This window comes from Sphingobacterium humi, from assembly GCF_009768885.1.
Taxonomy (GTDB): Bacteria; Bacteroidota; Bacteroidia; order Sphingobacteriales; family Sphingobacteriaceae; genus Sphingobacterium; species Sphingobacterium humi.
The window spans coordinates 168,949-181,350 of the sequence record NZ_WSQA01000004.1; the positions used below are offsets into that span (position 1 = coordinate 168,949).

At 43.2% G+C, this 12,402-nt stretch carries 15 protein-coding genes and 3 tRNA genes; 9 read left to right on the forward strand and 9 right to left on the reverse strand.

The window, feature by feature from the left end; genetic code table 11:
• Positions 1–92 precede the first annotated feature (92 nt).
• From prfA to GQF63_RS06795, 4 genes are all read left to right on the forward strand, one after another.
• A complete protein-coding gene (gene prfA, locus GQF63_RS06780; protein WP_160368462.1) occupies positions 93–1,166 on the forward strand; it encodes a peptide chain release factor 1 in 1,074 nt (357 codons plus the stop codon).
• Between the two features lie 73 nt (positions 1,167–1,239).
• Positions 1,240–1,313, forward strand: a tRNA-Asp gene (locus GQF63_RS06785).
• A gap of 87 nt (positions 1,314–1,400) precedes the next feature.
• Positions 1,401–1,477: transfer RNA gene (locus GQF63_RS06790), tRNA-Asp, on the forward strand.
• Between the two features lie 44 nt (positions 1,478–1,521).
• Positions 1,522–1,595, forward strand: a tRNA-Asp gene (locus GQF63_RS06795).
• Between the two features lie 421 nt (positions 1,596–2,016).
• On the opposite strand, the gene GQF63_RS19945 is transcribed toward GQF63_RS06795, so the two are convergent.
• Positions 2,017–2,244: a (4Fe-4S)-binding protein gene (locus GQF63_RS19945; RefSeq protein WP_160368463.1), complete on the reverse strand. Its 228-nt coding sequence runs from the start codon at positions 2,242–2,244 to the stop codon at positions 2,017–2,019.
• Between the two features lie 171 nt (positions 2,245–2,415).
• Here GQF63_RS19945 and GQF63_RS06805 point away from each other — a divergent pair, with 171 nt between their 5' ends.
• The 4 genes from GQF63_RS06805 (at position 2,416) to GQF63_RS06820 (ending at position 5,014) form a co-directional block, all read left to right on the forward strand.
• Positions 2,416–2,796, forward strand: a complete 381-nt coding sequence (locus GQF63_RS06805; protein ID WP_212592486.1) for a DUF4870 domain-containing protein — start codon at positions 2,416–2,418, stop codon at positions 2,794–2,796.
• A 185-nt stretch (positions 2,797–2,981) separates the two neighbouring features.
• Positions 2,982–3,557 (forward strand): RNA polymerase sigma factor, encoded by a 576-nt coding sequence (locus GQF63_RS06810; protein ID WP_343031034.1) that lies wholly within the window; start codon positions 2,982–2,984, stop codon positions 3,555–3,557.
• Between the two features lie 21 nt (positions 3,558–3,578).
• Positions 3,579–4,646, forward strand: coding sequence for a S1C family serine protease (locus GQF63_RS06815; RefSeq protein WP_160368464.1), 1,068 nt, complete (start codon positions 3,579–3,581; stop codon positions 4,644–4,646).
• A gap of 158 nt (positions 4,647–4,804) precedes the next feature.
• A complete protein-coding gene (locus GQF63_RS06820; RefSeq protein ID WP_160368465.1) occupies positions 4,805–5,014 on the forward strand; it encodes a hypothetical protein in 210 nt (69 codons plus the stop codon).
• A gap of 36 nt (positions 5,015–5,050) precedes the next feature.
• Here the strand turns inward: GQF63_RS06820 and GQF63_RS06825 are convergent, their stop codons facing one another.
• The gene (locus GQF63_RS06825; protein ID WP_160368466.1) at positions 5,051–5,686 is read right to left on the reverse strand and encodes a peroxiredoxin; all 636 of its coding nucleotides are present in this window, start codon (positions 5,684–5,686) and stop codon (positions 5,051–5,053) included.
• A 260-nt stretch (positions 5,687–5,946) separates the two neighbouring features.
• On the opposite strand from GQF63_RS06825, the gene GQF63_RS06830 reads away from it, so the two are divergent.
• A complete protein-coding gene (locus GQF63_RS06830) occupies positions 5,947–7,086 on the forward strand; it encodes an acyl-CoA dehydrogenase (RefSeq protein WP_160368467.1) in 1,140 nt (379 codons plus the stop codon).
• Between the two features lie 77 nt (positions 7,087–7,163).
• On the opposite strand, the gene GQF63_RS06835 is transcribed toward GQF63_RS06830, so the two are convergent.
• From GQF63_RS06835 to GQF63_RS06865, 7 genes are all read right to left on the reverse strand, one after another.
• Positions 7,164–7,553 (reverse strand): hypothetical protein, encoded by a 390-nt coding sequence (locus GQF63_RS06835; RefSeq protein ID WP_160368468.1) that lies wholly within the window; start codon positions 7,551–7,553, stop codon positions 7,164–7,166.
• Position 7,554: 1 nt separating this feature from the next.
• Positions 7,555–8,805 carry a glutamate-5-semialdehyde dehydrogenase gene (locus GQF63_RS06840; RefSeq protein ID WP_160368469.1) on the reverse strand — a complete coding sequence of 417 codons (1,251 nt, stop codon included), beginning with the start codon at positions 8,803–8,805 and terminating at the stop codon, positions 7,555–7,557.
• Between the two features lie 8 nt (positions 8,806–8,813).
• A complete protein-coding gene (gene proB, locus GQF63_RS06845) occupies positions 8,814–9,845 on the reverse strand; it encodes a glutamate 5-kinase (RefSeq protein WP_160368470.1) in 1,032 nt (343 codons plus the stop codon).
• Positions 9,846–10,029: 184 nt separating this feature from the next.
• On the reverse strand, positions 10,030–10,794 hold the full coding sequence (locus GQF63_RS06850; protein WP_160368471.1) for an exodeoxyribonuclease III: 765 nt from the start codon (positions 10,792–10,794) through the stop codon (positions 10,030–10,032).
• 2 nt (positions 10,795–10,796) lie between these two features.
• Positions 10,797–11,558 (reverse strand): peptidylprolyl isomerase, encoded by a 762-nt coding sequence (locus tag GQF63_RS06855; RefSeq protein ID WP_160368472.1) that lies wholly within the window; start codon positions 11,556–11,558, stop codon positions 10,797–10,799.
• A 5-nt stretch (positions 11,559–11,563) separates the two neighbouring features.
• On the reverse strand, positions 11,564–11,911 hold the full coding sequence (locus GQF63_RS06860) for a hypothetical protein (protein ID WP_160368473.1): 348 nt from the start codon (positions 11,909–11,911) through the stop codon (positions 11,564–11,566).
• Between the two features lie 15 nt (positions 11,912–11,926).
• A complete protein-coding gene (locus GQF63_RS06865) occupies positions 11,927–12,364 on the reverse strand; it encodes a low molecular weight protein-tyrosine-phosphatase (RefSeq protein WP_160368474.1) in 438 nt (145 codons plus the stop codon).
• Positions 12,365–12,402 lie beyond the last annotated feature (38 nt).

The following is a 12,402-nucleotide window of genomic DNA, read 5'->3' on the forward strand; positions in this document are numbered from 1 at the left end:
TTCCTAAAAAAACATAAAAAATAGTTATTTTTGTCGATTGGTTAGCCTAATCAGTCGATTAGGCCATACTATATACATAGAATTACACACATATGTTAGATAAACTACAAGCGATAAAAGAGCGTTGGGAAGAGGTGGAAGCCGAATTGAGCAACCCAGATACCATCAGCGACATGAATCGTTTCGCTAAACTAAACAAGGAATACAAAGATCTTTCGAAAATTGTGGAGCAATACCATATTTACAAGAATATGGTGAGCAACATGGAAACCAATAAAGACATCCTTGCCAACGAAAAGGACCAGGAACTGCGTGAAATGGCCAAAGAAGAACTCGATATTCTATATACCCAACGGGAGGAAAAAGAAGAAGAGATCCGCTTGATGCTGATTCCGAAGGACCCTGAGGATGCCAAAAACGCAATTATTGAGATTCGTGGCGGTACTGGTGGTGATGAGGCGGCCTTATTTGCCGGCGACCTTTACCGGATGTATACCCGTTTCTTCGAAACCAAAGGCTGGCGCAATGAAGTAATGGACGTAACAGAAGGTACGTCTGGCGGTTATAAAGAGGTGATTCTGAAAGTAATCGGCGACGATGTTTACGGACAATTAAAATATGAATCTGGTGTTCACCGCGTGCAGCGTGTGCCCGATACAGAAACCCAAGGTCGTGTACACACTTCCGCAGCCTCTGTAGCGGTATTGCCTGAAGCCGAAGAAGTGGACGTAGAAATTAACCCGGGCGATATTGAAATGCAAACCTCGCGTTCCGGTGGTGCTGGTGGTCAGAACGTGAACAAGGTAGAAACCAAGGTACAGTTAACCCACAAACCTTCGGGCATTGTTGTGGTATGTCAAGTAGAGCGTTCTCAATTAGCCAACCGTGAGTTAGCCATGGAGATGTTACGTAATAAACTTTACGAGCTTGAAGTGCAGAAAAAACACGGGGATATTGCAGCCAAACGGAAGACCATGGTATCAACCGGAGACCGTTCGGCAAAAATCAGAACGTATAACTACCCGCAAGGTCGTGTGACCGAGCACCGTATCGGCTTAACGATGTACAACTTACCGAACATTATGGACGGTGATATTCAGGAGATTATCGATGCCTTGCAGTTTGCCGAGAATGCTGAAAAGATGAAAGAAGGCGCTGTAGAGTAAGATTTTTCAAAATTTTATTAGCAGATATAGAAATAAACACTATATTTGCACACCTTCTCAAAAGAAGGAAAAAGGTCTGGTAGTTCAGCTGGTTAGAATACATGCCTGTCACGCATGGGGTCGCGGGTTCGAGTCCCGTCCAGACCGCTAAAACAAGCGAGTGAAGCAAGTTCACTCCCTCCCATGAAGGGCAATCCTTCGCAACGTTCTTTAACAACAATTAAGAAGATTTTAGGTCTGGTAGTTCAGCTGGTTAGAATACATGCCTGTCACGCATGGGGTCGCGGGTTCGAGTCCCGTCCAGACCGCCAAATTTCCCTTCACAAGGGATCTGTCAAAATCTTTTTAAACGTTAGGTCTGGTAGTTCAGCTGGTTAGAATACATGCCTGTCACGCATGGGGTCGCGGGTTCGAGTCCCGTCCAGACCGCTAAAAAAAGGTGTTAAACGCAAGTTTGACACCTTTTTTTTTGCCCTATTTTTCCATAGCCTTCCTCTGCCAACCGAGCATACATAGAGCATACATAATGCATACAAGAAGCATACATAAAGCATACAAGAATCCAACATAAAGCATACAAGAATCCAACAAAAAGCAAACAAACGGAGGCCCGACCTTCCAACCATCCGAAAAGGCTTTCATGAATCCTTAACTCAACCTCTAATTTCCGCCCAATCACTAGCGTTTCATTGCCCTTTGCCATGGGGCTTGAAAGGGGCGTGAAAAGGGTTTGAAAGGGGAGTGAAAGGGATCTAGACGGAAGAAGATAGGAGCTGGAGAGGTAGGCCGGTGAGCTGCGGCCGGATAAGTTCCCCCCTCTATCCTTCGCTCCTATTTTCTCTTTTATTTTTTACGAATTGTTTAGTTCGTATTGTAGGGCCCCGGAGGGGCAGTTATTAATCTGTTCAATAAGTTGGGCTGTTGTTGCGTTTTCCGGGCGCAGCCAGGGCCGTGCCTTCGGGTCGTACACTTCAGGCAACATACGAACACATATGCCCGAGTGTTGGCATTTTTCGGGTCGCCACAGCACGGTGACTTCCCCATTGGGATGTGGATACTTGATAAGCTTCTCTTTCATGGCCTGCTGATGTTTAAGGATAAAACAGAAAACGCTCCCAATTGTTCATAATGGTATAGGAATTGTTCTGTTGCCAAGAAACTACAACAGGTTTCCGAAAAAGGAGAATCCCTACGGGTATCATTTTCAAATATTTATAGTAAATTTAAAGACACGAAAACCTAAAAAACTATGGAAACACCTCAAAACCCAATGGGGAGCCCACAGCCACCTATGGAAAACCCACCGCAGAACAGCATTAACGATGGGAAGAACATTGCGATTATTGCATACTTAACCATTATCGGGTTAATTATTGCCTTTGTATTGAACAATGAAAAGAAGAATGACTTTGCCAGCTTTCACATCCGGCAATCGTTGGGGATTATGCTGATGATGTTTGCGGTTTCTATTGTTTCTTACCTCCCCTACATTGGTGGCATTATTGCCATTGCCGGTTTTATCTTCGGGGTCATCCTGTGGATTATGGGCATTATGAATGCGGTAAACGGCAATAAAAAACCAGTTCCGGTAGTAGGCGAGCGCTTTAGCGAGCTATTTGCAGGTATTTAAAAATGTTTATGTAATTCATCCAAAGGGGCTTCCCACGGGGAGGCCCCCTTTTTTTTGATTTTCACAAGCATTAGATTGAAAAATTATTGATTTTTCATAAAAATTCTATTACGTTTGAATTTGGATGATAATCAAAATATTTTTCATCACACTGGGTTACTATTTGAGAATTAGCGTATTAATAAGTGAGTAAAATTAGAAAGATAATACCAAAATCGCAGGATGATCGGGATTTGCTAGAAGGGATGCGAAAAGGTGATCACGACGCTATATCTTACATATACCAGTCGTGCTACCCCTCGGTAGCCCATCTTATCCTCAACAATAACGGCACCAGCGAGGAAGCCCAAGATATTTTTCAGGAAGGTGTCATGGTCTTATACGACAAGATTACTCAAGATGATTTTGCATTAAGCAGCAAGTTAAGCACGTTCTTATACGCCGTTTGTAAGCGCTTATGGTTAAAAAGCCTGAATAAAAAGGGGCAAAACCTACGCATGAACGACAACGAAGAGTTGGAAATTCCGGATGTGGATAATGAGATTCAGCAGCATATGGAGCTGGAGCAGCAGTTTGACAAAATGGACACGGCACTGGAGGCTCTTGGCGAGCCCTGTAGCACGATTCTAAAGGAGTTTTATATCCACAACAAATCGATGCAGGAAATCTGCAATAAACTAGGCTATACGAATGCTGATAACGCAAAAAATCAAAAGTATAAATGTTTACAGCGATTAAAGAAACTATTCTTTGATCAATAAGCGCGAAAGCGTGCAATAATAATGAAAGAACAGGAATTTATAGAACAAGCGGACCGCTATTTAAGTGGCGAAATGACTGCCCTGGAAAAGCAGGAATTTGAAGCACTGTATAAAGCTGATGCCTCGTTGACGGCTTTATTCCAGTCGCATAAGACCTTTGTGCATACCATGAAGCAACAGGCAGCGCGTATGGCGTTTAGGAATCAGCTTGCCGAAACGGTAAAACAGCAACCAAGAGAGGCTGTAATCTATCGGATGTGGAAGAAACTGAAGATTAATGCCGTTGCGGCAGCCGTGGTGGCCGTATTATCCTCATTGGCGACCTTATACCTCACCGGCTATTTCTCGACCTTACGCAAAACCACCTCCGAGTATTCGGCCTTACGTAGAGAGGTGAATAATGTGAAGCGTAACGTCAATGCGCATCATAATGCCATCCGTAACATCAACAAGGAAAACATTAACCAAGCGACCCTGCAATACGGCGCTACAGGCTTTATGTTAACGAAGGATGGTTACGTGGTGACGAACTATCACGTAGTGAACGGTGCAGACTCCATTCATTTGCAAAATTATAAGGGTGAATCTTTCCGTGCAGCGGTTATCCATACCGACCCGGAAAAGGATATTGCCATCTTACATATTTCAGACAGTACCTTTACGAAACCAAACGTGATTCCTTATACGTTTAAGCGCCAGAATTTGGACTTAGGTGAAGGCATCTATACCATTGGTTATCCGCGCGATGAAGCCGTATACGGCGAGGGCTATTTAAGCTCGTCTACCGGTTATAGCGGCGATACCACGGCCTACCAGATTTCTGTTCCGGTGAACCCGGGGAACAGTGGCGGACCGGTATTAGACAAGTTTGGTAATATTATCGGGATTATTTCCGGTAAGCAAAAAGGAATCGATGGGGCGGCCTTTGCCATTAAAACGAAGGCTTTAATTGAAACCCTAAACCGTATTCCTGAAGAATCACTGCGCGGCAATATCGTGCTGAGCAGCAAAAACAGCCTATCAAACTTACCGAGAACCGAGCAGATTAAGAAACTGCAAGATTACATCTATATGGTTAAGGTATTTTAAAAATACATTGGACTTTTGTATGAGATGAGGTGTTACATTTTGTAACACCTTTTTCTTTGCATAAAGTTCATTGTTCAGGCATAGCACTCATCCTCAATAAACTATCTTATTGATTATTAAAGTTTTATTACTAGCTTTAAGGTAAGAACAATATACCCATGCGGACATTCTGGACATTCTTTGGCATTTTCCTAAGTTTGGTAATTGCCATTCAAGCCTTCGGCTACTTCACCTCCACCTCGAGTGCGGAATTTACGTTCGCCAGTTTTGTGAAGCAATTGGGCTTGGTATTTATTATTGCTGTCATCACCTCCTACCTAGACCGCGGAAAGAAAAAACATACGTTTAAAAAAGAAAAAGCCAACTAATGCAGTTGGCTTTTTTCTTGGGTTATATGTCAATTTTTATTTATTTGGCTGTGGCGTCGTTCTTAAATACGGACGGATTTCCGTATAGCCTTTCGGGAACTTGGCTGGAATATCTTCGGTTTTGATTGCCGGAACCACAATAACGTCTTCCCCATCGTTCCAATCTGCCGGCGTAGCCACTTGGTATTCGTCGGTTAATTGCAAAGAATCGATTACGCGTAAAATCTCGTTGAAGTTACGTCCTGTAGATGCCGGGTAAGTAAGGGTTAATTTCACCTTTTTATCTGGCCCGATAACGAATACAGAACGTACAGTAGCCGTTGCGGAAGCATTCGGGTGAATCATATCGTATAATTCAGCAACCTTCTTATCCTCATCGGCAATAATCGGGAAGTTAACTTCTGTGTTTTGGGTATCGTTGATATCGTTTATCCAGCCTAAATGCTCGTCTACAGAATCCACACTTAAAGCCAATACCTTCACATTACGTTTATCGAATTCGGATTTTAATTTCGCCGTGCGGCCTAGTTCCGTGGTACAAACCGGGGTATAATCGGATGGGTGGGAATACAATACCGCCCACGCGCCATCAATATACTCGTAAAAATCTATATCGCCTACTGTAGTTTTTGCTTGAAAATTTGGTGCTACATCACCTAGTCTTAAACTCATATGTTTGCCGTTTATAATGAACAATTAAATAATACTCTACCAATATAGTAGATTTTTAACAAAAATACAATGTATAGCCGTAAAATATGTTATTAATCTGATAATCAACCGACATTTATACATCTTTAATAAAAACACTTGGCAAGGGATATGGTTTTGATTTTTAAAAAGAGGCAAAAAAAGAGAAATAAAAATTATATTTTTATTATGCTTGCATAGTATATTTTACTTATATTTGGATAAACCATATAGACAAAGACATGCAATTCGGATTATCGGAAGAACATCAAATGATTCAGCAGGCGGCTCGGGAATTTGCCCAGGAGCTAAAAGCTGGCGCCATCGAGCGCGATGAGCAGGCCAAGTTCCCCACGGAATTTGTGAAGCAAATGGGTGATTTGGGCTTTATGGGCATTATGGTGCCGGAAGCCTACGGGGGTGCCGGAATGGACACGCTGGCCTATGTGTTGGCTTTGGAGGAAATCGCGAAGATTGACGCCTCTGCCGCGGTCATCATGTCGGCGCATAACTCCTTGGTGTTATATGGATTAAACGAATTTGGCACGGAAGAACAGAAACAAAAGTATTTGGTTCCTTTAGCTAAAGGCGAAAAATTGGGCGCCTTCGCCCTCTCGGAGCCCGAAGCAGGATCTGATGCCTCTTCTCAACATACCCTGGCCGAAGATATGGGCGACCATTACATGCTGAACGGCACGAAGAACTGGATTACCAACGGCGGCAATGCTGATATTTACTTGGTTATTGCGCAGACGCACCCAGAATTAGGCCATAAAGGGATTAATGTGCTGATTGTGGAAAAGGGTATGCCGGGCTTTATCATTGGTCCGAAAGAAAATAAATTAGGTATCCGTAGCTCGGATACGCATTCGCTCATGTTCACGGATGTGAAGGTGCCGAAAGAGAATAGAATCGGTGTGGATGGCTTTGGCTTTAAATTCGGGATGAAAACCTTGGATGGTGGCCGTATTGGTATCGCCGCCCAAGCGTTGGGGATTGCTGCAGGTGCCTACGACTTGGCTTTAGCCTACTCCAAGGAGCGCAAAACCTTCGGAAAACCGATTTCTGCCCATCAGGCTATTCAATTTAAACTGGCCGATATGGAAGTGGATATTGAAGCAGCGCGCCTCCTGACCTACAAAGCGGCCTGGACGAAAGATCAAGGTCTTCCCTATGGTAAAATCGCAGCCATGGCGAAGCTGAAGACTTCGGAAGTGGCCATGCAGCATACTGTAGAAGCCGTTCAGATTCATGGCGGCTATGGCTATGTGAAGGAGTATCACGTAGAACGTATGATGCGCGACGCCAAGATTACGCAAATTTATGAGGGAACCTCAGAAATTCAACGCCTGGTGATTGCCAGGGAGGTGCTAAAAGACTAGTATTAATAATTAATAAACAAGAATGGCCGGAGGAAACTTCGGCTTTTTTAGGTTTTGGGGGAAGGGAAAGGGGGAAATTATTCCGATAAAGCCTTATCAATTTTATCCAGCAAGGTAAAATCCTCAAAAGCGAAACTTCCGCTTTGTTGCATATGAAAATTAAACAGGAATTTAGCCGTGGTCAATAAGGCCTTGTCTTGAGATTGCAGGCCATCGTACATATACAATTGAGCAAGGGGTCTTATTTGCTCAGGTTCTAGCGTACTTAGAAATAAATTAAGCTCCGTATCCGACAGGTTATGAAAGTCTTCTCTAGACTTGCCAAAGAAGTGCTTATAACCATCCTTATCAAGGACTTGCTGGTCTAAGGGTTCAAAAGCTTCATATTTATCTACGATGAGGCGTAGAAATTTACCCATTTCATTAATCCAATTCAGGATTGTATCCTTTTCATATCTGATACCCATACTATCTAATTTGCCCTGATCCTGTGACGAACCATTTCTCTGTAACTAACTTTTCGAGGGCAAAGGGTCCACGTGCGTGCAATTTCTGGGTTGAAATTCCAATTTCAGCACCTAATCCGAACTCTCCGCCATCGGTAAATCGCGTTGAAGCGTTTGCATATACTGCAGCAGCGTCTACCGACTCCATAAAGTTCGTTATATTTTGTTGATTTTGAGAAACAATACACTCAGAATGTTTGGACGAGTAATTAGCAATATGCGCAAGCGCTTCATCCAAAGAATCTACTACCTTTATCGAACAGATAAGATCTAAAAACTCCCGACCGAAATCCGCATCTTTTGCTTGCTCTAGGTAAGGATAGCCTAAATCGTATAGCTCGTTATAACTTTCATTATCGGCGAATACCTGCACTTTATACTCAATAAAATAAGGCACTAACTTTCTTAAGAAGGCAGGCACGATATTTTTATCAAGCACCACCGTATCTAAGGAATTGCATACTGAAGGTCTGGATATCTTGGCATTCGCCACAATTTTAGCGGCCATATCGAGGTCGGCAGATTTATCTACGTAAGTATGGCAAACGCCAGCTCCCGTTTCAATCACCGGCACTTTAGCATTGTCCCTAACAAAATCAATTAAAGATTGAGAGCCTCTCGGGATAATAATATCGACAAAAGCGGTGGCTTGCAAAAGCTCTTCCACCAACTCGCGGTCGGTTGGCAACAACTGCACCATGTGTTCATCCAACTTTCTCTGCTTCAGCTCTTCTTGAATTAAGCTAACTAAATACGAATTAGTATTCCAAGCATCTGAGCCTCCACGCAACAGACATACATTGCCAGATTGCAAACAAAGACTAGCCACATCGATCGTCACATTTGGTCGAGCTTCATAAATTACTCCAACAACACCTAATGCAACTGTCTTTTTCTCAATATACAAGCCGTTTTCGAGCGCTTTAGCACTAATTAGCTTACCGGTTGGATCTTCCAATTCAGCAACCTCCAACACACTCTTGGCCAAGCCTTCAATGCGATCTGCAGTAAGCAAAAGACGATCGTATTTTGAATCTTTCGGATCCATGCGACTCAAATCTTTGCTATTCTCCTGGATTATTTCGTCCACATGCTTACGCAAGGCATTTGCAATACCTGTCAACAAATCCTTTTTCGTTTCAGCATCTACCTTTGCAAGGGCAAGTTTAGCATTTCTAGCGGCAATTAATTGAGGTTGTATCGTTCCTTTCATGGTTATTCTTATAACAGCACAATATCATTGGCATGTGCAATTTCCAAATTCTTCTTTTTATCTGCAGACTTTAAACTAACAGAGTCAATTTTAGATTTAGCGACCGCATGTATTACTCCATCCTCGTCTGCAATCTGAAAGACTTCACCTACTTCAAAATCCTGTAGCACTTGCTGCACCCCTACGGCCAATAAACTTTTGCGATTGGCCAACGCCTGAAGCGCCCCTTTATCCACCTGCAACATACCGGCAATCAAACTTCCACTAGCCAACCATTTATTGCGCGAGGATACTTTCTTCTTCTGCGCAAAGCATACCGTTCCGGTTTTACCTTCCACAGCCTTTAAAATGGCATTATCGGTTTGCATACTAAAGATAACGGCCTTTATACCCATCTGATTGGCCAAGCGAGCAAAATTTAGCTTCGAAGTCATCCCGCCAAGCCCTACGGAGGATTTATCCTTACGGGCTAGGGATAAAGCCTCTTTATCAATTACCTGAATCTCCGGAATCACTTTTCCCTTGGCGTCTAAAACTCCAGGAACCGACGTACTAAACAGGATTTGCTCCGCGCCAAATCCAACAGCAATCAAGGTTGCCAGCTCATCGTTATCAGAAAACTTAAGCTCCTTATTACTAACCACATCATTCTCATTCGCAATGGGGATAACGTTGTTCTTCCAAAGCGTTTCATAGGTACTCTTAAGTTGCAGAAACTGACTTCTATTAGCGAAATGCTGCCTTTCGCAAAGACTTTGGGCCAGGGCTATTTTAAAGGGTCGGAAATAAGTGCCATAGGTTCTTACCAACATGGGATTCCCGATGGCCGCAGCAGCCTTCCGTTGGGCCAGGGTTCCCGTATATTTTGGTATAAAGCGTTTCCCAGCTGCAACAGCACCAGAGGATACCAACACGATATTATACCGGGGTTGAAGCTGCGCACATTGTCTGGCAATTTCCAATACAATCTGCTCATCTATCTCCCCATTGGTGGTGATGGAAGCAGAACCAAACTTAATGACAAGTACGGGCTTTTTCATTTAAACAATAGTAACAATCCTTATAATTAGATTAGATTTTTTCAATGGAACCCAAATCTAATTATAATATTTTAAACAATATAGCTTTCTAAGCGTTAATTCACAAAAAAGCTACAGGCTATAAAAACAGAAAAAGCAGAACCCAGTCTGCTTTTTTCAATATGATGATGCAAATAGCCAGGTCTTAATCCAAGATTAATTCCACGGGGCAATGGTCAGAGTGTACCGCATCTGTCCAAATCTTTGCACTTTTAATATGATCCTTTAAGGCGTTTGAAACCATGTTATAGTCGATACGCCAGCCTAAGTTTCTGGCTCTGGCACCCGCGCGATAACTCCACCAAGTATAATGGTGCGGATCGGCGTTTAAGTGTCGGAAGGAATCCGTGTAGCCTGAATTGATGAAATTCTCCATCCATTCGCGCTCCGCAGGAAGGAATCCCGAGCTGTTAGCATTGGATTTCGGATTATGAATATCGATGGCACGATGGCAGATGTTAAAGTCGCCACATACCACAAGTTTATCCTTTTCTTTCAACAGCTCATTACTGTATTGCTGAAAATCATCCAGGAATTTGTATTTAAAGTCCTGACGCACATCGCCAGTTGTTCCTGAAGGGAAATACACACTCATGACGGAAGCCTCATCGAAGTCTAAGCGAATGGCGCGACCTTCGAAATCATAATCTTCCATTCCACAGCCATATTCCACATGTTTAGGCGTTTTCTTGGTAAAGATGGCCGTGCCGCTGTATCCTTTTTTCTGTGCCGGATACCAGTAATGCTCATAGCCCAAATCTTCAATTAATACGATTTCCGGAACCTGTTCCAGGTTAGCTTTGATTTCCTGCAAACAGATTACATCCGGATTGGCCACTTTCAGCCAATCTATCCAACCTTTTTTTAAGGCTGCCCGAATTCCATTCACATTATAAGTTATAATTTTCATGATTACGGCAATTTATAGGTTCTAGACTTCATCGAATCGAACAACTTGGTGAAGATTCCTTTTTTAGGCTTTAGCCCTTGCAGCTCGCGTTCAAAATCACGGGCTTCCACACGAGTTAGCAAGTGCATGCTGAAACGCTCGTCGGTCATAGGTCTGTCGCGTTCATCGGTTTTCACGCCAGCAATGGCATCCACTACTTCTATTCCCTTTAGCAACTCCCCGAAAACGGTATAGTTTCCATCCAGGTGAGGTGTTCCTCCAATAGTCGTATAGGTTTCGCGCTGTAAGGGCGTTAATTTCTTGCCTTTCAAGCGGAATTGCTCTAGGGAATCCAAGGCTGCTGGTGTGAACACCCTACCCTGCACCAGATAAAACTGCGATGCTGAAGATTCCTTCGCCGGATTATCATCTCTGGCAGCACCGATAGCGCCCTTTTTATGGATAATATCCGCTTGTATTTCTGCAGGAACCTTGTAGTCAGGACCACCATTACCAAGCTCTTGTCGACTTCCAGCATAGCGCGAATCCGGATCACCACCCTGAATCATAAAATTATGAATCACCCGATGGAACAGCAGGGAATCGTAATAGCCTTCAGCCACCAGTTTCACGAAATTATCCCGATGTTTTCGCGTTTCGTTATAGAGTTTTAAAACACTTTCCCCTTTATTGGTCGTTATCTTTACGTAATAATGCTTGGGTGTTTGCGCATGCAACAGCATAAAGCCCAGCATAAAAGCAAAGAGTACACTCAGTTTCTTCATAGGTATTAAATCATGTTTACTTCTTCAAAATAATCGATTATCAAGGATTTGATAATCATTTCCTGCTCCATTAGGGTATAATTCGGGATAGGTTTTACCAATTCCCAATGCGGCCAGCCCTGTTCGTCCAAGCCATTCAGCTCGTAAAAGCCGAGGCTACTAAAAAGGCGACAGGTAGCAATGTGCATCAGTTCTTCTTTCTCGCGTTTGGAGAATTCCTGTGGGCCTTTCCCCAATTCCTGAACACCTATCAGGAAGAGCATCACTTTGATATCCGGAATATCGGTATCAAATTGTTGGGCAATAACTTGTTGCAAATTCGCCCATTTCTTATTTATTTCTGCAGCTTGCATTTTTCTTTCAGTTTTTTACGTGTTCCAATCCTGTATCAACAGCTTGCAACGTTCTTGAATCATTCGGAATACCGGCTCGAAAAGCGCGTTATCGTAGTAAGGATCCGGCACAATATCATCGTCCAAAAACAGGCTCACTTTCGCTTTATGCGCCTCATCCTTCGTTAAGGCCAGCACATCTTGGTAATTATTCCGATCCATTACCAGAATACGGTCGTAACGATCGAAAAGGTCCAGCACGAAATGCTGCGCACGTTGGCTAGATATATCGATCCCATTTGTTTTTGCAATGGCAATCGACCGCTTATCGGGGGCTTGTCCTACGTGCCAATCTCCAGTTCCGGCCGAGTCAATTTCCCAATCTAAGCCAGCATCTTTGGCCATGTGCTCCATGATACCATGCGCCAGTGGCGAACGGCAGATATTCCCTAAACACACCATCAATATTTTCATGGTTTCAAATATAACATTATTTGCAGCATTACCGAGGT